The organism is Streptomyces sp. NPDC042259 (assembly GCF_055582085.1).
Genome location: NZ_JBVJDW010000008.1, coordinates 259,573 through 280,769 on the forward strand (window position 1 = coordinate 259,573; position 21,197 = coordinate 280,769).

Below are 21,197 nucleotides of genomic sequence, written 5' to 3' on the forward strand. Positions count from 1 at the left end.
GGGTCGCGGCCACGGGCGCGAGGTGGGATGCGGCCGGTTCAGGGCCTGGTGTCCGCTCCGGCGACCACCCCCTCTCCCTGCCCGGCGGCGGCCAGTGCGGTGCGCAGCTCGTCCGCGAGCGCGGTGAGGTGCGGCGGGGCCATCGCGGTGTAGTGGTCGCCCGGCACCTCGGTGATCTCGTGGTCGCCGGGAAGCAGGGCCGCCCACGCCGCCGTCGTCTCCCGGGTGGCGCCGCCGTCCTTGGCCCGGCACAGCAGGACCTTGCCGGTAAAGGCGGGGTGGTTGCGCGGGCGGTGCTCCATCAGGGCGCGGGAGTTGCGGGTGAAGCGTTCGACGATCCGTTCCAGGGTGTCCAGGGCGATGTCGTCGGGCAGGACGCCCTCACGGCGGGCATGATCGTGCAGCGCCTCGACCGAGGCCGCGCCGTCGGGCGTGCGGAACAGCCCGGCGTCGGGCTCCCAGCTCCGTCCCGCCAGTCCGGCGAGGTCGCGGGCGAACCACGCCAGCAGTGCCGCGTCGTCGACGTCCTCGGGGGCGCGTCCGCCCGGGGCCGCCTGCCCCGGGGGCTCCAGGAGGTCGATGAGGGCGACCAGTTCGACGTCCTTGCCCGCCTCGGTGAGCAGGGCCGACATCTCCAGGGCCAGCACGCCGCCCATCGACCAGCCGCCGATGCGGTACGGCCCGTCGGGGAACCGTTCGGTGAGGGCCCGCGCGTAGTGGGCGGCCATCTCGGGGACGGTCTTCGGGGGCTGGTCGAGGTCGGGGACCTGGAGCCCGTAGAAGGGCTGGTCCTCGCCCAGCAGGGAGGCGAGTGCGGAGTAGCACAGGACGTCACCGCCCACGGGGTGGACGAAGACGAGCGGTACGGCCGTGCCGTCCGGCCGGATCGGCACCAGTGCCGTGCGCCGGTCGAGCGAGCCGTCGCCGCCGGTTTCGCGCAGGGCCTGGGCCAGCAGTTCGATGGTGGGCCGGGCGAAGAGCGTCGACAGGGGCAGGGAGCGGCCCGTGCGGGCGTGGATGCGGCCCATCAGACGGACGGCGAGCAGCGAGTTGCCTCCGAGGTCGAAGAAGCTCGCGGTGACGCCGACCGGCCGTTCGTCGAAGAACTCGCCCCAGATGTCAGCCAGTTCCCGCTCCATCGCGTCCCGGGGCCCGACGACGCCTTCCGTGGCGCGGGTGAGCGCGTCGGGTGCGGGCAGTGCCGCCCGGTCGACCTTGCCGTTGGAACTCAGCGGCAGGCGGTCGAGGACCACGATGCGGTGGGGCACGAGGTAGTCGGGCAGTTCCTCGCGCAGGGCCCGGTCCAGGGCGGTCGTCGCGGCCGTGCCGGCCTCGCCCCGCTCGTCGTCGAGGACGACGTAGGCGACGAGGCGCTTCGCCTCATGCCGCTCGCCCACGGCGGCCGCGACCGCCGCGCGCACCTCGGGCCGCCGGAGCAGCGCGGCCTCCACCTCGCCCAGCTCGACGCGGTAGCCGTTGACCTTGACCTGGAAGTCCTCGCGGCCCAGGAACTCGATGTTCCCGTCGGGCAGCCAGCGGCCCAGGTCACCGGTCCGGTAGAGCCGCTCGCCGGTCACCGGGTGGCGCGGGAAGCTCGCCCGGGTCTTCGTCTCGTCGCCGAGATAGCCGCGGGCCAGTCCGGTGCCCGCGATGTAGAGGTGTCCGGGCACCCAGACCGGGCAGGGCCGCAGGGCGTCGTCCAGGACGTGGAAGCGCTGGTTGCGCATGGGCTTGCCGTACGGGATGGCCGTCCAGGACGTGTCGACGTCCTCGACGCGGTAGCGGATGGACCAGATGGAGGCCTCCGTGGCCCCGCCGAGGCTCCAGATCTCGGCGTCGGGCACGAGGGCGCGGATCCGGTCGGGCAGGGTGACCGGGATCCAGTCGCCGCTCATCATGACCACACGCAGGGAGAGCAGTTCGCCCAGGTCCTCGGCGAGGGCGTGTTCGGTGAACATCTCCATCAGGGTGGGGACGCTGTTCCACACGGTGACGTCGTGGGCGACCATGAGTTCCGCCCAGCGGGCGGGTTCGCGATGGGCGCCGGGGTCGGGCAGGACGACGGCGCCGCCCGCGGCCAGCAGTCCGAAGACGTCGTAGACCGACAGGTCGAAGTTGAGTGCCGACAGGGCGAGCACCCGGTCCTGCTCGGTGATGCCGTAGGTGTCGTTGACGTCGCGGACGGTGTTGAGCGCGGCACCGTGCTCGATCATCACGCCCTTGGGCTGCCCGGTCGAGCCCGAGGTGAAGATGACGTAGGCCAGATCGCCGGGCGTCACACCGGGGGCGGGCAGCGGGGTGTCCGGGGCACCGGCATCGGGGGTCTCGTCGACCGTCAGCCGTACGGTGTCGGCCGGCCAGTCCGTGGCGACTTCCACCCACGGCTGGGTCAGGACCACGGAGATCCCGGCGATGTCCAGCAGCCGCCGCAGGCGTTCCTTGGGTACGGCCGCGTCGATGGGGACGTAGGCCGCACCCGATTTGAGGATGCCGAGGGCCGCGGCGAGCTGCTCCCAGCCCTTGTCCATGACGATGCCGACGAGGTCGCCGGGCCGTACCCCGTGGGCGCGCAGCCCGTGGTCGAGTCGGTTGGCGTGGCGGTCCAGCTCCCCGTAGGTGAGGGTCCGTTCCGCCGTGAGGACCGCCGGGGCGTCCGGGGTGCGGGCCGCGCGGGCGACGAAGGGCTCGTGCAGCAGCCCGTCGGGGACCGGCCCGGCCGTGGCGTTGACCCCGGCCCGTACGTCGAGGTCGGCGGCGGGCACCAGGGCCGCGGCCGGCCGGTGCCACGGCTCGTCGTCCGCGCACAGTTCGCGCAGGGTCGCGACGTAGGCGGCGAACATCGCGTCGATCATTCCCGGTGGGAAGATCTCCTCGATGACGTCCCAGTTGACGACCAGTTCGCCCGCGTCCTCCACGACCTGGTGGTCGAGCCACACCTGCGGGGTGCGGATGGAGCTGCTGACTTCCCGGCCCGTCTCCCCGAGTCCGACGAGGTGCTGGGCGACGCCGGTCGCGGCGGCGGAGTCCTGGCCCGCGGCGAAGTTCACCATGCTCGCGAAGACGACCGGCATGGTGGCCATGGCGGCCGTGCCCCGCCGCCGGTTCAGCCGGCGCAGCACCTCGACGCCGGAGACCTGGCTGTGTTCGAGGTCGGTCCACAGCTGTTTCTGCACCCGCCCGGCGCGGGCCGCGAAGCCTTCGGAGGCCGAGACGTCCACCTCCAGCAGGGTGGTGGCGCTGAAGTTGCCGACGACCTTGCCGACGTCGGGGTGCAGCGGCAGCCGGTTGAAGAACAGGACGTTGAGGGTGAAGCGGTCCGACTTGCTCCAGGCCGCGAGGACTTGGGAGTACGCCGTGCACAGCGCCGCCGACGGGGTGACGCCGGCGGCCGTCGCGCGCCGCTTGAAGGCCGCCCACGCCACCGCGTCGAGCCGGGTGGAGCGGTGGGTGAACCGGGGGTGCTCGACGGTGGCCGGATTCTTGGCCAGGGGCAGTTCCGGGGCGGGCGGCAGGGTGGGCAGCCGCTCCTCCCAGTACGCCTCGGCCGCGGCGTGCGGGGGCGTGCCTTCGACGGCCCGGGCCGTGCGGACGTAGTCCCGGTAGGTGAGGGACAGTTCAGCCAGCGCGTCGGCCCCCTGGCGGTACACGGTCGCCCATTCCTCGAAGAGAAGGGAGGTGCTCCAGGCGTCGATGATGAGGGCGTCGAGACCGATGTGCAAGCGGGTTTCACGTTCGTTCAGACGTGTGGCCCGGATGTCGAAGAGCGGCCAGACGGAGGTGTCGAAAACCTGGTTCCGCATCTCCTCGTGGACGGCGGCGAGGCGCTCGTCCCGCTCGCTCCGGGTGCGGTCGCGCAGGTCGAGCGTGCGCAGCTCGTAGTCCGGCACGTGCTCCAGGACGCGTTGGTAGCCGTCGGGGCTGACCACCGCGCGGAGCATGTCGTGCCGTGCGATCAGGGTCCGCAGGGCGTCGGCGAGCCGGTCCACGTCGGCCTCGACGTCGACTTCGAGGAAGAAGTAGGTGGAGACGGCCCCGAGTTCGAAGGCACTGGTCCGGCCCACCAGGTAGGCCTGCTGGAGGTCGGTGAGCCCGAAGGGCTCGTACCGGCCGGCCTCGTCGCGGAGCAGGACGGGGAGCGCGGACCCCGCCCCCGGCCCCGATCCCGTCGCGGCGATCGGGGTGGCGGCCGCCGCGGTTCCCGTCCCGGTGGCCCGGTCCCGGGCGGCGTCCGGGTCAGGGTCCTCCTCCTCACCGCGCAGGGCGCGTGCCTCGTCGCCGAGTTGGGTGATGCTGCGCCCTTCGAGGAAGGCGACCAGGGGCAGGGAGATGCCGAGTTCCTTGGAAAGCGCGTCCTTGACCTCCAGGGCCATGAGCGAGTCGAGGCCGAGGTTGGGCAGCGGCTCGTGCGGGTCGAGGTCGGCCGGGTCGGCGCCGAGTGCCCGGCCGATGATGCGGGCGAGCACGTCCCGTACCGGTTCGGCGGGCCCGGCGGCGGGGCCTTGGCCGGTGGTACGGGCGGCCGGGGCGGGTGTCGCCGCCACGGGTGCGCCGCGGGTCTCGGGCACGGCGGGGCGGCCCTGGGCCGCGGGCAGCAGCCGTGCGCGTTCGGCCCGCTTGAGGTAGACGCCCTCGGCCTCGGCCACCGGGTGGCCGTCCTCGGTCAGCAGCCGGACGGTCGCGGCGATCGTGGAGACGGGGGCCGTGGGGTCCGTAGGCGGCAGGAGCGTCGCGTGGCACAGCAGCGGCCGGGTCCGGTCGTAGTCGTGCAGCACGAACCGGTCCACTCCCACGAGCATGAACACCGCGTCGCGCGGGGTCCCTTCGGGCGGGCAGGCGAAGAGGGTCTGGAACATGGCGTCGGTGAGTCCGGGGTGCAGCAGGTAGGACGCGGCCTCCTCGGGCCGTGGCGCCCGCATCCGGGCGAGGGCCTCGCCGGGGGCGTGCCGTACCTCCTGGACCCACTGGGCCGATGTCCCCAGGTACACACGGCGCTGCCACATGCGGTGGTAGAAGTCCTCGCCGGACGTCACACCGTCGAGGCGGGCGCGGATGGCGGCCGTGTCGACGGCGCCGGGCGGGGTGTCGGGGCCGGGGGCGGCCGTGCCACGGGCGTGCTGCAGCCAGTGGGGGCCTTCCTCGCCGGGGTGTTCGGCGTAGTAGCCGAAGGGGTGGCGTCCGTCGGTGGCCGGTTCGACGAGGAGTTGCGCGTTGCGCGTCTCCCCCTGGTCGATGACCAGGCTCTGCAGGACGAGCAGGTCCCGCACCGTCACCGGGCCGGGGTGGCTGAGGTCGTGCACGGCCGCGAAGACCGCTTCCAGGTAGACGCCGATGTTGACGACGGGCAGGCCGTCGACGACACAGTCACCGAGGCAGCGGTGGGTGAGGGGGCTCAGCCGGGACTCGTACTGGACGACGTCGAGCGGCGACGGCACCCGGCGTCCCAGGAGCGTCCGGGCGGCGTCACTCCCGGCCTGGTCGGCTGGCCGGTCGAGGGGAGTGCCGAGGGGCGGGGCGAGGGGTGTCGGCGCGGGCGCGGCAGCGGGCGGGCTCGGTGCGGACCAGTGGCGGGTGCGCTGGAAGGGGTACAGGGGTGCGGTGACGCGCCGACGGCCGCGTCCGCTGTCGAAGGCCTCCCAGTCCACGGCCGCCCCGGCCGTGTACAGCGCGGCCAAGCTGTCGGCCAGCACCCGCCCGTCGTCATGGCGGGGGCGCAGCGAGGGCAGGAAGAGGTACCCGCCCCCCTGCGGCTCCTCGGGTCCCTCCGGTGCGAAACAGTCGGCCATGCCCAGCAGGGTCGGGCTCGGGCCCACCTCCAGGAAGACCCGGTGGCCGGCCGCGTACAGGGTCCGCATGCCCGCGTGGAAGTCCACCGGCCGGCGGATGTGGGCGCGCAGATAGGCGGCGTCGTAGACACCCTCGCCGGTCAGGGCTTCGCCGGTGAGGTTGGAGATCAGTGGGATCCGCGCCGGGCCATACGCGATCCGCGCGGCCTCCGCCTCGAACGCGTCGAGGACGGGGTCCATGAGCGGGGAGTGGAAGGCCCGGGTGACCTTGATCTCCTTGGTGCGGACGCCCTGACCGGCGAGCGCCTCGCGCAGCCGGCCGACCGCGGCGGAGGCCCCCGAGACCACGACGCTGTCCGGGCCGTTCACCGCGGCGAGGGACACCTCGGCCGCGTACGGCGCGAGCGCTTCACGGACCCGCTCCTCGCCCGCGAGGACCGCGGCCATGGCGCCCTCCCCGCCGAGGTCCTGCATCAGTTGGCCGCGCCGCGCGGCCAGCCGCAGCCCGTCCTCGTGGGTCAGCACGCCCGCGACGGTGGCCGCGACCAGCTCGCCGACGCTGTGCCCGAGCACGGCCGCCGGCGTCACCCCCCAGGTGCGCCACAGCTCGGCGAGCGCGAACTCCACCGCGAACAGCGCGGGCTGGGTGAACCGGGTCTCGTGGACGAGCCCAACGTCCTCCGGGCGCGGATGGAGCACCTCGCGCAACGGGCGGCCGAGCAGGGGCCGCAGCACCTCGTCACAGCGGTCCAAGGCGGCCCGGAAGGCCGGTTCGGTGGTGTCGAGTTCACGGCCCATGCCCGGGTACTGGGCGCCCTGGCCGGTGAAGAGGAACACCGGCCGGGTGCGGCTGCCGACGGGCACGTACCCCCGCCGCGCCGCGCCCCGGGCACCGTCGTCCGCGAGCCGTTCGCGCAGCTCGGCGGCGGTGGTACCGGTGACGGCGAGGCGGTGCGCGAAGTGGGCCCGCGCGGTGTTGGCGGTGAAGCAGAGGTCGGCGGCGCCGTCCGGGCCGGTGTCCTCCAGGGCGTCCAGCCGGTCGCGGTAGCGCTCCGCGAGGGCCGTCAGCGCGGCGGGGCTCTTCGCCGAGAGCGTGAGCACATGGGTGGTGCGGTCCGCTCGGCCGTCGTCCGCCCCGGCGGGTACGGCGGTGCGGGCCGGGGCCTCCTCCAGCACGAGGTGCGCGTTGGTGCCGCTGGCTCCGAAGGAGCTGACCGATCCCGCCCGGGGACCACCGTCGTCCGGCGCGGGCCACGGGGTGAGGGCCGTGGGCACGCGCAGGCCGAGTTCGTCGAGCGGGATCTCGGGGTTGACCTCGTGCAGGTGCAGATGCGGCGGGATCTGCCGGTGGTGCAGGGACATGACGAGCTTGATGAGGCCCGCGACCCCGGCGGCCGGCTCCAGGTGGCCGACGTTGGTCTTCACCGACCCGACCAGGAGCGGTTCGGGGCCCTCGGGCGCGCCGAGCGCGGCGCGCAGGGCCCGCAGCTCGATGGGGTCGCCGAGCGGGGTGCCCGTACCGTGCGCCTCGACGTAGCCGATCCGGCGGGCGGGCACCCCGGCGACGCTCATCGCCTGCCGGATGACGTCCCGCTGGGCAGTGGAGTTGGGCACCGTGACACCGCTGCTGCGGCCGTCCTGGTTCACCGCCGAGCCTCGGATCACCGCCCAGACGCGGTCACCGGCGGCCTCCGCGTCGGACAGCCGCTTCAGGACGACCATGCCGCAGCCCTCGCCGCGCACATAGCCGTCGGCGGCGGCGTCGAAGGTCTTGCACCGGCCGTCGGGGGCCAGCATGCGGGCCTTGGACAGCACGACGAACCACTCCGGGGAGAGCAGGACGTTGACCCCGCCGGCCAGGGCGGTCGAGGACTCGCCGGAGCGCAGGCTCTGCACGGCCAGGTGGACCGCGACGAGCGAGGAGGAACAGGCGGTGTCGACGGAGAGGCTGGGGCCGTTGAGGCCGAGCCAGTACGACAGCCGGCCCGCGGCGAACGTCGAGGCGTTGGTGGTGAGGGCGTGGGCCTCCAGCCGCTCGGGGGCCACCCGGTACAGCTGCTGCTGGCCGTAGTCGTTGTTGGTGATGCCGAGGAAGACCCCGGTGGCGCTGCCCGCGAGGCCGTCGGGGCGCCGGCCCGCGTGTTCCAGCGCCTCCCAGCCGGTCTCCAGGAGCAGGCGCTGCTGGGGGTCGAGGGTGGCGGCCTCGCGCGGGGCGATGCCGAAGAAGGACGCGTCGAAGCGGTCCACGTCGGCCAGCAGGCCCGCCCGCCGGGTGTAGGTCCTGCCCGGGGCGCGCGGGTCCGGGTCGTGGAAGCGTCCGGTGTCCCAGCGGGAGTCGGGGATCTCACGGATCCCGTCCCCGCCGTCGCGCAGGAACTCCCAGAAGGCCTCGGGCCCGTCGGCGCCGCCGGGCATCCGGCAGGCCATGCCGACGATCGCGATGGGTTCCGTCGCGGCCCGGGCCCGCGCGGTCACCTCGGCGCGGAGCCGGCGGATCTCCTGGATGCTCTGGACGAGCAGGGCGTTGCGTTCGGTCTCGCGGCCGTCGGGCCGGCCGTTGGCGCCGGTGAGGTCACCGGGCTCGGTGATCGTGGTCATCGTGTGCTCCCCGTCGCGCGTATTTCGTCGGCCAGGATCGCGAGGAGTTGCTCCTCGGAGAGTCCTTCGACGGATTCCTCGGCGTAGGGCCGCCGTTGGACCGGGTGCCGCCGCGCCGCCGGTTCCCCGGGCGTCATCACCGGCCCGGGTCGTGGGGCGTCCGGGGCGGCGGTGCCGGCCGCTGCGGCCAGGTGGTCGGTGAGGCCGTTGACGGTGGGGTGTTCGAACATGACCGTCGCGGGCAGCTTGCGTCCGAGGCGTGCTTCGATCCGCCGGCGGACCTGGGTGGCGAGCAGGGAGTCCATTCCCATCTGGAAGAAGCCGCTGTCGGGGTCGACCCGTTCGCGGTCGATGTGGAGGAGGTCGCCGACCGCGTCGAGCACGGCGGCGAAGACCTCGTCCCGGCCGTGCGCGGTGGCCGGTGCCTTCGGTCCGGTGGGAGCCGGGGCCGCTGTGTCCGGCGCGGCGGTCGTGACCGGCACAGAAGACACGGAAGACACGGAAGACACGGCAGGCACGGCAGACACAGGAGGCACGGCAGCCGGCCTCTGGGGCCGGGGCGCGCTCCGGAACCAGAACCGCTCCCGCTGCCAGGCGTAGGACGGCAGCGCGACCGCGTTGCCCTCGGCCGGGAACGCCACATCGGCGGGTACGGCGAAGCCGTGGGCGTGCAGCGCCCCCAGCGCCTCGGCCAGGGCCCGGCGCTCCCCCGCGTCACCCCGGGGGAAGGGCAGCAGCAGCCCTTCCTTCCCGGCCGGTTCGAGGACCTGCTCGATAGCGGACAGCAGTACGGGGCGCGGGCTCATCTCGACGAAGACGCCGTGGCCCTGGGCCAGCAGCGTGCCGATACCGTCCCCGAACAGCACGGGCGCGCGCAGCTGGCGTGCCCAGTACGCGGCGTCGAAGCCCGTGCCGTCGCAGAGTTCACCGCTCACGCCCGACAGGACGGGGATCTTCGCCGTCCTCGGGGTGATGCCGGACAGCCCGGCGAGCAGGTCGGCGCACAGCGGGTCCAGCTGCGGGCTGTGCCAGGCGAGGTCCGTCTCGACCGGGCGGCACAGGACGTCGCGCCCGCGCAGTTCGTGGGCGATCTCCTCCAGCGTGCCGGGGTCGCCCGAGAACATCGTCGAGACCGCGCTGTTGCAGACCGCCACCGACACCCGCTCGTGGCGCCCGGCCAGCAGGGCCTCGGCCTCGGCGCGGGGCAGGGCGGCGGCCAGCATGGCGCCCCGGCCGGCGACCCGGCCCAGCAGGGCGGCGCGCCGGCAGACGACGCGCGTGGCGTCGTCCAGGCTCAGCGCCCCGGCGACGTAGGCCGCCGCGACCTCGCCCATGCTGTGGCCGGCGACGGCGTCGGGTTCGACGCCCAGGGAGCGCCAGCGGGCCGCGAGGCCCACGGCGGTGGCGAACAGGGCGGCCTGGCCGAGGTCCCCCGGCCCCGTCCGGTTCTCCGGCGCGTCGCCGGCGCGGTGGATCTCCGGCACGACGGACCGGCCGGTCCACCGCCGCACGGCCTCGTCGACCTCGGTGACGGTGTCGCGGAAGACGGGGCAGGTGTCCATCAGCTCGCTCCCCGTGGCCGGGGAGCCCTGGCCGGGGAAGACGAAGACCACGCCGCGGTCGACGGCGGTGGCGGAGCCGGTCACGACGCCGGTGCCGCCGGTGCCCGCCCCGCCCCGGGCCGCGAGCCACTGGGTGAGCCGTTCCGCCGCCTCCTCGTGGGTGTCGGCGACCACGGCGCAGCGGTGTTCGTGGTGGGTCCTGCGGTGCGCCGCCGACCAGGCGATGTCCCGCAGGGGCAGGGCGCGGCCGGCCTCCGAGCGGAGGAAGTCGCGGTAGGCCGCCGCCATGGGGGCGAGGGCGCGGCGCGTGGGGGCCGAGACGGTGATCAGCCAGGATCCGGGGCCGGCCGTGTCCGCGGGCACGGGCCGCGCGGCGGGCGCGGGGCCGAGGATGACGTGGGCGTTGGTGCCGCCCGCCCCGAAGGAACTCACCGCGCCGTGACGTCGCTCGTCGGGTACGTCCCAGTCGTGGGGCGCGGTGGGGACGTAGAGGCGGCTGTCGTCGAGGCTGAGGTGCGGGTTGATGGTGTCGAAGTGCAGGTTGGGCACGATGCGGCGGTGGTGGATGGACAGCGCCGTCTTGATCAGCCCGACGATGCCGGCGCCCGCCTCGACGTGGCCCACGTTCGTCTTGACCGAGCCGAGCGCGCACATGTCGCCGTCGTCCCCGCCCTCCCCGCCCCCTTCCGGGCGCCCGTACACCGAGTCCAGGGCCTCGACCTCGATGGGATCGCCGAGGGCGGTGCCGGTGCCGTGCGCTTCGAGCAGGGTGATCCGCGCGGGGTCGAGCCGGGCGTTGGCGAGGGCCCGCTCGATGACGTCGCGCTGGGCCCGGCCGTTGGGCGCGGCGAGGCCGTTGGTCAGCCCGTCCTGGTTGACCGCCGTACCGCGGATGACGGCCCAGACGCGGTCCCCGGCGGCCACCGCGTCGGGGAGCCGTTTGAGGACGACCGCGCAGACGCCCTCGCCGCGGACGTAGCCGTCGGCGCGCGCGTCGAAGGTCTTGCACCGGCCGTCGGCGGCGATGGGCAGGCCCTTGGTGTGGGCCACCATGGCGTGCGGCGAGAGGATCAGGTTCATCCCGCCGACGATCGCGGTGTCGCACTCCCCGGTGCGCAGGCTCGTGGCCGCGGTGTGCACGGCGACGAGCGAGGAGGAGCAGGCGGTGTCGATGGCCATGCTCGGGCCGCGCAGGTCCAGCAGGTAGGAGAGCCGGTTGGGGATGGCGAAGGCGAGGCCGCCGAGGACGGTGTAGGTGTCGATGTCGGCCGGGTCGGCGAGCTGCATCTGGAGGTAGTCGGAGCAGTTGGTGCCCACGAACACCCCGGTGCCGCTGCCGCTCAGGCGCTTCTTGGTCAGTCCCGCGTCCTCCAGGGCCTCCCAGGCCACTTCGAGGAAGAGCCGCTGCTGTGGGTCCATGCGCTCCGCCTCGCGGGGCGAGATCCCGAAGAAGTACGGGTCGAAGGCGTCGACGTCGTCGATGAAGCCGCCGTAGCGCACGGCCGTCCGGCCGGGCACCTCGGGGTCGGGGTCGTAGAAGGCGTCCACGTCCCAGCGGGAGGCGGGGACTTCGCCGATCCCGTCGACGCCGTTCTCGAGCAGGTGCCAGAAGGAGGCAGCGGAGGTGACACCGCCGGGGAGCCGGCAGCCGATGCCGACGACGGCCAGCGGTGCGCGCCGGGCGTCCTCCAGCGCGTCGACCTTCGCCCGCAGGTCCTTGATTGCCGTGAGCGCCTTGGTCAGGCGCGGGTCGGGCGCCCCCGCGCCCGGCTCGCGGAATGTACTCATCTCAGAGGGTCTCCAAGCGTGCGTTGAGTTCGGCGAGTTCACGGTCGAGGAGTTCCTCGGGGCTCGGGTCCTCGGATCCCGCGCCGTCGGGCGTACGGCCCCGGGGGGCCGCGTCCTCGGTGGCGGCGGGTGTCGCCGGTGCGGGTGTCCCGGTCAGTTCGGCGAGGTGGTCCGCGAGTCCGGCGACGGTGGGGTGGTTCCAGATGACCGTGGCGGACAGGCTCACCCCGAATTCGCCTTCGAGCCGGTTGCGCAGTTCGAGGGACATGACGGAGTCGATGCCGTACGAGCGCAGGGGCACGGCCGTGTCGATCCGGGCCGCCCGGATCTTCGCCACCCGGGCCACGTGCCGGCGCACCCGGTCCTCGGCGGTCTCCGTCGAGGGCACCGGTCCGCCGGCCGCCGCCGGGGCGGCGGCCGTGGGGCCCTCCTCCGGCCCGGGTCCGCCGGCGGGCGGGGCCGGTACGGCGGGTGCCCCGAAGGTGAGGTGGTCCGGCCAGTGGCGGTCGCGCTGCCAGGGGTAGGCGGGCAGCGGGGCGCCGTGCCGCCCCGGGCTGTTGGCCCGGCGCGGGTCGGCGCGGCAGCCCAGGACGTGGAGCCTTCCCAGCGACTCCAGCAGCACGGCCCGTTCCCCCTCGTGGCGGCGGAGCGAGGGCAGGGCCTGGGCCCGGCCCGGCCGGCCGCCGTCGCCGGCGTGCGCGATGGACTGGCCGACGGTCGGCACGAGGATGGGGTGGGGGCTCATCTCCACGAAAGCGCCCACGTCGTCGCGCAGCAGCCGCCCGATCTGGTCCGAGAAGAGCACCGGATCGCGCAGGTTGCGCACCCAGTAGTGCGCGTCGAGGCGCTCGCCGGAGACGACCTCGCCGGTGACGGTCGAGTAGAGCGGCACCGTGCCGGGGCGCGGTGCCAGGCCGCGGAGGGTGGTGAGGAGGTCCTCGCGCAGCGGGTCCATCTGGGGGCTGTGCGAGGCCACGTCGACCTTCACCCACCGCCGGAAGACGTCGGCGCGGCCGAGGTCGCGGTCGATCTCCTCGAGGGCTCGCCGGTCGCCGGACAGGACCGTGGAGCGCGGGCTGTTGTGCACCGCGACGGCGACCAGGTCCTCGTGCCCCTCGATGGCGCGGAGCGCCTCCGCCATGGTGAGTTCGGCGGCGAGCATCGCGCCCTGCCCGCTGACCCCGCGCAGCAGGGCGCTGCGGCCGCAGATGATCCGTACGGCGTCCTCCAGGCCGAGCGCCCCGGCGACGTGGGCCGCCGCGATCTCGCCCATGCTGTGCCCGATGACGGCGTCGGGCTCGACGCCCCAGGAGCGCCAGAGCGCGGCGAGCGCGACCTCGACGGAGAAGAGCATCGGCTGCACCACGTCGATGCGGGCCAGCCGCGAGGTGTGCTCGTCGGCGGCGAGTTCCTCCAGGACGGACCATCCGGCGTACGCGCCGACGGCTTCGTCGCACTCCCGCAGGGCGGCGTGGAACTTAGCCTCGGTGGCGGCGAGTTCGCGGCCCATGCCGAGCCACTGCGAGCCCTGGCCGGGGAAGACGAAGGCCACCTTGGGCGGGTCGACGACGGCTGCGGGCGAGGCGTGCAGTGCGGCGGGCTCCTCGCCGTCGGCGAAGGCGCTCAGCGCCGTGGTGAGTTCGTCGGTGTCGTGGGCGACGACCGCGAGGCGCCAGGGGTGCCGGGTGCGGCGGGCGGCCGTGTGCGCGAGGTCGCGCAGCGCGGCCGGGGCGGGCGGGGCGGCCGTGCGGCGGGCCAGTTCGCGCAGTGCCTCCGGTGTCGCGGCGGAGAGCGTGAACAGCTCGGGGCGCCGCCCGGTGGCGTCCTGCGACATCACGGGCACGCCCGCCCGTGCCAGTTCCCGCAGCGCGTCGTCGAGGCCCTCGCGGTCGTCGTTCCCCCGGCGCATCGTGCCGATGGCCGTGACGTGCTGCCGCAGGGCGTGCAGCAGGACGGGGTGGGCGCTGATCTCGACGAACGGGCCGTGGCCCGTGGCGGCGAGGTGTGCCACGGCGTCCGTGAGCCGTACCGGCTGCCGCAGGCCGCGGGCGAAGTAGCCGGGGCCGATCTCGCGCCACTCGACGGGCGCGCCGGTGACGGCGGAGACCAGGGGAATCCTGCCGGGGCGCGGGGTGATGCCCGCCGTGCCGCTCTCCAGTTCGGCGAGGACGGGGTCCATGGCCGGGCTGTGCACGGCCGCGTCGATGCGCACCATGCCGCACAGGACGCCCTGGGACTTCCACGCGGCCAGCGCGGTGCGCAGGGCGTCGTCGGGGCCGGCGAGGGCGGTCGAGCGTGGTCCGTACAGACCGGCGACGCTCAGCCCGTGGGCCCCCGCGTACTCCGCGAGGTCCTCGGCGGGCAGTTCGACGACGGCCATCGCATCGCCCCGGCCCGCGACCCGGCGTTGGGCGGCGCTGTAGTGGTGGACGAGCCGCGCGCCGTCGGCGAGGTCGAGGATCCCGGCGATCACGGCCGCGGTGATCTCGGAGAAGCAGGTGCCGACCACGGCGGCGGGGCGCACTCCCGCGGCCTCGAGCCAGGCGGCGATGCCGAGCTGGACGGCGAACAGCACGGGCTGGGCCACCTCGACCCGGTCGAGGCGGTCCGTGGCACCGGTACGGGCACTCGCGTCGTAGCCGCCCAGGGAATCCGTGGGGCCCTCGTCCCCGGTACGGTCGGGGCCCACCCCTCCGCCGGGGAAGAGGACGTCGACGACCGACCAGCCCGTGTGGGGCAGGAGCGCGGCGTCGCAGCGCTCCACGGCGTCACGGAAGACGGGTTCGGTGCGGAAGAGCCGCCGGCCCATGCCGGCCCACTGCTGGCCGTGGGGAGAGCAGACGAAGACCGTCCGGGGCGGCGACGCGGCCGCCGCCGCGTCCCGCGGCCGGCCGGTCGCGGTCGCGGGCATCGGCGCGGGTTCCCGCCAGCCTTCCATGACCACGTGGACGTTGGTGCCGCCCCAGCCGAAGGAGCTGACGCCCGCGAGCGGGGCGCGGCCCTCGGGCCACGGCTCCGCGTCGCCCGGCACGCGCAGCCCCAGGCCCTCGAAGTCGATGTGCGGGTTGGGCCGTTCGAAATGCAGGTTCCGTGGAATGCGGCGGTGGCGCAGGGCGAGCGCGGTCTTGATGAATCCCGCGATCCCCGCGGCGCCTTCGAGATGGCCGATATTGGTCTTCACGGCCCCGAGAATCAACGGTGCGTCCGCTGGCCGCCCTTCGGACAGTACGGCGCTCAGCGCGGCGGCCTCGATCGGGTCGCCGAGCGCGGTGCCCGTGCCGTGGGTTTCGATGAATTGCACGTCGCCGGGGCGCACGCCGGCCCGCTGATAGGCGTCCCGGAGCACTTCCTCCTGGGCGAGGGGATTGGGAGCCGTGAGTCCATTGCTGAGGCCGTCGTTGTTCGCCGCGCTGCCCGGGACGAGGCACCAGATGGCGTCACCGTCGGCCAGCGCGCGGGAGAGTCTCTTGAGGACCACGACCCCGCATCCCTCGCCCCGGCCGTAGCCGTCGGCGCGGGCGTCGAAGGACTTGCAGCGGCCGTCCGGGGACAGCCCGCCGAACTTGCTGAGCGCCACACTGGTACCCGGGCTGATCAGGAGGTTCACCCCGCCCGCCAGGGCCGCGGACGACTCGCCGAGCCACAGGCTCTGGCAGGCGAGGTGCAGTGCGTAGAGCGAGGCGGAGCAGGCGGTGTCGACGGCGACGCTGGGGCCGCGCAGGCCCAGCACATAGGAGAGACGATTCGCCACCATGTTGAGCGCGCGGCCGGTGGCGGAGTGGGACACGATGCCGTGCAGCGCCGGTGCGGCGAGATCGGCGTAGTCGTGCCAGATCACTCCGGCGAACACCCCGGTACGGCTGCCCGCCAGGGATTCCTGTGCCATACCCGCGTCTTCGAGGGCTTCCCAGGCGACTTCCAGGAAGAGACGCTGCTGCGGATCCATTTCCGCGGCCTCGCGCGGTGATATCCCGAAGAAAAGCGGGTCGAATTCATCGAGGCGGCCCCGGAGGTATCCCGCACGATCGGTCATCATTTTCGCGGGCGCCAACGGATCCGCGGCCACGAAATCGGCGGGGCTCCAGCGGCCGGGCGGTACGCCCGCCACCGCGTCCGTGCCGGAAAGCAGGAGGTCCCAGAATTCCGCCGGACTGTCGGCCAGCGGGAACCGGCAGGCCATTCCGACAACCGCGATGGGTTCGTGCCCGACGGCCCCCGGCCCGCCGCCGGGGCCCCCGGGGCCGCGGCGCCGGCCGCCCGCTCCCCCGGCGGGCGACCCGACGAGATGGGCCGCGAGTGCGGCGAGGGACGGGTAGGCCCACAGCAGCGCCACCGGCACGCTCCTGCCCAGGGCGTCGGAGAGTTTCGAGGCCAGCGCGGTGGCCCGCAGCGAGTCGACGCCGTAGCGCGCGAACGTCTCATGATCGCGAATGCCCTCGACGGGGCATTCGAGCAGGACGGATAATTCCTCGCGTAACCAAGCACATAATCCTGCGACCGAGCGTATATCTCGACAGTCGCTCTCCGTGGCGCCACTCACGGGCACCGAACCGGAATCATGATCATTTCGCATCCCCCATGCGTGCACTTCGGCGCACACCAACTCCGCCGACGCAGGCAACCTAACATGAAGGCCATGTAAATAAAGTAAAGCAGCGGCAAAGCCATCCCTTGGGAAAGGGAGCCGGAAATACGGAGTACTTCCGTCTGGGACGACTTCACATCCGGAGGTGCCGAATACGAATCAGCGCCATCGATTCCGGTTGCCCCCGCTTACCCCCGCGACGACGAGGGCCACGGCCGGCCCGCCGACCACGGCGGGATCCGGGAGCGGGATGCGGCGGCTACGGGCCGACGCGGCTTCCCGTGTCGGTGACGGCGAGGGTGCGGGGGCGGTGCCGGCCGGCCGCCGTGCGCAGCGCCAGATCCGCCAGCGCCTCGGGCGCGCCGGCCTGCCCCCGGATGCCGGGAAAGGCGTTGATGTCGACGATCAGCGGCGCTCCCGCCACATCGAGGAGGTCGACGCCGTAGACGTCCAGCGCGAAGACCTCGCCGACGCGCCGCACCACGTCGAGCCAGTCGGCGGGCAGGTCGCGGACCGGCAGCGGGCGGGTGCGGGCGGCGACGGGCGCGGCCAGTTCCGACCGGCGGAGTTCGGCGAACACCTCGTCCCCGATCACCCAGAGCTTGTGGTCCCAGCCGTCGTTCGGGGTGAACCGCTGGATGACCACCGGCTCGTCGTACCACTCGGCGGCCAGCGACCGCAGCCCCGCGGCGTCGTCGACCCGGGCCACCAGATCGTGGCGCCGGCTGCGCCGGCTCTTGATCACCACGGGGGCGTCCGGGCAGCCGTCCGCCCCGGCCAGCTCCCCGAGAAAGGACACGGTGCGGGTGGGGACGAAGGGCAGCCCCGCACCCAGGGCCAGGTCCGCCATGGCCGTGCGGTCCTGGCACAGCTCGGTCGCCGCCGCCGAGTTCAGGACGGGGGCCCCGTTCGCCTCCAGACCGCGGGCGAGGGCCAGGGCCCGGGGTGTGCGTGTCTTCATCAAGTAGACGTCCGCGAGCGCGGGCGGTCCGGCCGGCCGGGCGGACGGGACTCCGTCCGCGCCGGGGTCCCAGGTCTCGACCCGGTGGCGGGGCGTCAGGAGCGCGGTGGTCGCGGCCAGCAGCGGGTGATCCGGAGCGGGCGTCAGCAGACAGATCTTCACGCGGTGCCACCGGCCGGGGCGGAGGCCGGCGCCGACGCGGCCGGAGCGGCGGGGAGGCCCGGGACGGACGGCCCGTAAGGGGAGGAAGCGTACGAAGAGGCGTACGGGCCGAGGGCCTCCCCGGACCCCTGCCCACCGGCGCCGGCCAGCCGCAGGATGGCCCACGCCACCCGGGCCACCGCGTCCGGCACCTGACGGAAGCTCGGGAAGTCATTGACGTCCACGACCACCGGGCCCTCCGGGCCGAGGACGATGTCCAGCCCGTACAGGGAGAGGCCGAAGGCGGCCCCGACCTCGGCGGCGATCGCCGCCACCTCGGCGGTCAGCGGCACCCGGCGCTCACGGGCCGGCCGGTCGGGGTGCAGCGGGGAGCGGCGCTCGGTCGCGAAGAACTCGCCGTCGACGCAGTACACCTTGAGGTCCACGCCCGTGTTGGGCACATACGGCTGGGCTATCAGCATGCCCTCGCCGGCACTCTCCCGGCCGGGGGCCACCAGGTCCGCCGGGGTCGGCACCAGCCGGACCGCCCGGCCCGAGCTGCCGTCGGCGGGCTTGACCACCAGCGGGTACGCGGCCGCGGGTATCGCCGCGAACTCCTCCGGCCGGGCGGCCGCGTAGGTCACCGGGACGGGCAGGCCGTGGCGTTCGGCGATGACGGCGGCCATCGCCTTGTCCCGCACCCCGCGGATCGCCCGGGCGTCGTTCACCGTGGCCAGCCCGATGTGGGCGGCGGCTTCCAGCAGGGTCAGCCCCGGGCCGCCGGACACCGTCTTGAGGACCCAGGCGTCGTGGTCGCCCGCCCGCACGGTCTCGGAGAGCCTCATCAGGGAGCCGCCGGGCCGCACCACGTCCACCCGGTGACCCCACGCGGTCAGTTGGCGGATCACGTCCACCGGCATGCCGTCGTGCCGGTACTGCTCCTCCACCAGGAAGCAGAGTCTCATTGGTGCATCCTCGAATCCCGGGCGTCCACCGATTCGTTCCGGCGGAACTGTGACGGCTCAGGATGTCATGGGCGTACGGACGGCGGCTTCCGGGCTGTCGGTATTTCGCCGGGCCGCCCACCGGGCCCTCTCGCACCGGCCTCGGCACCCCCACAGGCCCCGCGCGCCCCCCACAAGCTTGATAACTTCAATCATTGCTATTTACATGTATTATTGCTTCAGCAGCTGAAACATTCGACCGGCAAGGAAACCGAGGACACCATGCACCCCCACGAGTCCGAGCAGCCCGCCGAGGCCGTCACCCGGCTGCGCGCCTTCTTCCGCACCGGCGCCACCAAGCCCCTGGCCTGGCGCACCGGGCAGCTCCACGCCCTGCGCACCATGCTCACCGAGCGGGGTGCGGACTTCGCCGCGGCGCTCCACGCGGACCTGGGCAAGGGCCGGGCCGAGGCATACCGGACCGAGATCGACTTCACCGTGCGCGAGATCGACCACACGCTGGAGCACCTGGCGGACTGGCTGCGCCCCGAGCCCGCCGCCGTGCCGGACCACCTGGGTGCGGACGCCTCGGCGTGGACGGTCCTCGACCCGCTGGGCGTCGTCCTCGTCATCGCGCCGTGGAACTACCCGGCGCAGTTGCTGCTGGCTCCCGTCGTGGGGGCGCTCGCCTCGGGCGACTGCGTGGTGGCCAAGCCCAGCGAGCTGGCCCCCGCCACGTCGGCGGCCCTGGCCCGGTATCTGCCGGAGTACCTCGACGCCCGGGCGGTGGCCGTGGTGGAAGGCGGCGTGCCGGAGACCACGGCGCTGCTGGAGCAGCGTTTCGACCACATCTTCTACACCGGCAACGCCGTGGTGGGGCGGATCGTCATGACGGCCGCGGCCCGTCACCTCACGCCGGTCACGCTGGAACTCGGCGGCAAGTCCCCGGTCTTCGTCGACCGGGACACGGACGTGCGGACGGTGGCCGCGCGGCTCGCGGCGGGCAAGTTCCTCAACGCCGGCCAGACCTGTGTGGCGCCCGACTACGTACTGACCGACCCGGAGACCGCCCGGGCCCTGGAGCCCGCCCTGGCCGAGGCGGTCGACGCGCTGTACGGAGCCGATCCGGCCGCGTCCGGCGCGTACGGACGGATCGTCAACACCCGGCACTTCGACCGGCTGACGGCGCTCCTGGACTCCGGGCGCCGCGTCGTCGGAGGCGGTCACGACCGGGCGGCGAAGTACATCGCACCGACCGTGCTGGCCGATGTCCGTCCCGACTCCCCCGTCATGCGGGAGGAGATCTTCGGGCCGATCCTGCCGATCGTCGAGGTGCCGGGGCTCGACGAGGCGATCGACTTCGTCAACGACCGGGACAAGCCCCTGGCCCTGTACGCGTTCACCGACTCCGACACCACCCGGCGGCGGCTGGCGGAGGAGACCTCGTCGGGCGGCCTCGGCTTCGGGCTGCCGCTGGCGCATCTGACCGTGCCGGAGCTGCCGTTCGGCGGGGTCGGCGAGAGCGGCATGGGCCGCTACCACGGCCGCTACTCGATCGAGACGTTCAGCCACCGCAAGGCGGTACTGAACAAGCCTCTGGCGGCTTGACCTCGCCGAATGCACCACCGCTGCGCGGCGGTGTCCTCAAGCGCCGGACGGGCTGGTTTGGGCTGACCTCGGCCACATCAAGCCCGTCCGGCGTTTGAGGACGCGCCCGCAGGGCGCCCGCCGCCGCAGGCGGCTAGGCCGTGCCCTCACCCTCGCGCGGAACGCGAAACGCCTCCAGCAGCCGCTCCGCGGCCACGCTCGCCGGCAGCGTGCCCTCGCGCACCCGCTGTTCCAGGTCCGGGCCCCGGCGGCGCACCTCGGGGTGGTCGCGCAGCTCCGCGAGGAGTTGCTCCCGGACCATGGTCCAGGTCCAGTCGACCTGCTGCTCCCGGCGCCGGGCGGCCAGCTCACCCGTGGCGTCCAGGACCCGCCGGTGCTGTTCGAGCCGCTCCCACAGGGTGTCGAGGCCGGTGCCCTCCCGTGCGCTGCACGTCAGCACGGGCGGGTTCCAGGCCGCGTCGGGGGCTTGGAGCAGGCGCAGCGCGCCGGCCAGTTCCCGGGCGGCGGACTTGGCGTCGCGTTCGTGCGGGCCGTCGGCCTTGTTGACGGCGACGATGTCGGCCAGCTCCAGGACGCCCTTCTTGATGCCCTGGAGCTGGTCGCCGGTGCGGGCGAGGGTGAGCAGCAGGAAGGTGTCGACCATGTTGGCGACGGCGGTCTCGGACTGGCCGACGCCGACGGTCTCCACGAGCACGACGTCGTAGCCCGCCGCCTCCATCACGACCATGGTCTCCCGGGTGGCCTTGGCCACGCCGCCGAGGGTGCCGGCCGTGGGCGAGGGCCGGACGAACGCGGCGGGGTCGACGGCGAGCCGCTCCATGCGGGTCTTGTCGCCGAGGATGCTCCCGCCGGTGCGGCTGGAGGAGGGGTCGACGGCCAGCACCGCGACCCGGTGGCCGAGGCCGGTGAGCAGGGTGCCGAGGGCGTCGATGAAGGTGGACTTGCCGACTCCGGGCACGCCGGTGATACCGATCCGGCGAGCCCTGCCCGCGTGCGGCAGCAGCGCGGTGAGCATCCGCTGGGCGGCTTCGCGGTGGTCGGCCCGTACCGATTCGACCAGGGTGATGGCACGGGCGACGGTCGCCCGCTTGCCGTCCAGCACGCCCTTGACGTAGGCGTCGACGTCGATCGTCCGGCGCGGGACGGGCGGGACGGTCTGCCGGGCCGTCCCGCCGGGGCCGGCGTCGCGGGGATCGTTCTCGCGGAAGGAGGGTGCCATCAGCGGTC

General features: G+C 73.9%; 7 protein-coding genes. 1 reads left to right on the plus strand and 6 read right to left on the minus strand.

Translation table 11 applies throughout. The features are described 5' to 3' along the window. Positions 1–38 precede the first annotated feature (38 nt). The 5 genes from ACZ6MA_RS22630 to ACZ6MA_RS22650 form a co-directional block, all read right to left on the minus strand. Positions 39–8,381, minus strand: coding sequence for a hybrid non-ribosomal peptide synthetase/type I polyketide synthase (locus ACZ6MA_RS22630; protein WP_469435722.1), 8,343 nt, complete (start codon positions 8,379–8,381; stop codon positions 39–41). Then, complete coding sequence (locus ACZ6MA_RS22635) at positions 8,378–11,731, minus strand: type I polyketide synthase (RefSeq protein ID WP_469435723.1); 3,354 nt, start codon at positions 11,729–11,731, stop codon at positions 8,378–8,380. The genes ACZ6MA_RS22630 and ACZ6MA_RS22635 overlap by 4 nt, the downstream gene beginning before the upstream one ends. A 1-nt stretch (position 11,732) precedes the next feature. Then, entirely contained in the window at positions 11,733–16,271 is a 4,539-nt protein-coding gene (locus tag ACZ6MA_RS22640; protein WP_469435724.1) for an acyltransferase domain-containing protein, read from the minus strand. A 304-nt stretch (positions 16,272–16,575) separates the two neighbouring features. Beyond that, entirely contained in the window at positions 16,576–17,439 is an 864-nt protein-coding gene (locus ACZ6MA_RS22645) for an ATP-grasp domain-containing protein (RefSeq protein ID WP_469435725.1), read from the minus strand. Beyond that, on the minus strand, positions 17,436–18,383 hold the full coding sequence (locus tag ACZ6MA_RS22650) for an ATP-grasp domain-containing protein (protein WP_469435726.1): 948 nt from the start codon (positions 18,381–18,383) through the stop codon (positions 17,436–17,438). Before ACZ6MA_RS22650 ends, ACZ6MA_RS22645 begins: the two co-directional genes overlap by 4 nt. A 261-nt stretch (positions 18,384–18,644) precedes the next feature. Here ACZ6MA_RS22650 and ACZ6MA_RS22655 point away from each other — a divergent pair, with 261 nt between their 5' ends. After that, complete coding sequence (locus ACZ6MA_RS22655; protein WP_469435727.1) at positions 18,645–19,970, plus strand: aldehyde dehydrogenase family protein; 1,326 nt, start codon at positions 18,645–18,647, stop codon at positions 19,968–19,970. 133 nt (positions 19,971–20,103) lie between these two features. On the opposite strand, the gene meaB is transcribed toward ACZ6MA_RS22655, so the two are convergent. Beyond that, a complete protein-coding gene (gene meaB / locus ACZ6MA_RS22660) occupies positions 20,104–21,189 on the minus strand; it encodes a methylmalonyl Co-A mutase-associated GTPase MeaB (protein WP_469435728.1) in 1,086 nt (361 codons plus the stop codon). Positions 21,190–21,197 lie beyond the last annotated feature (8 nt).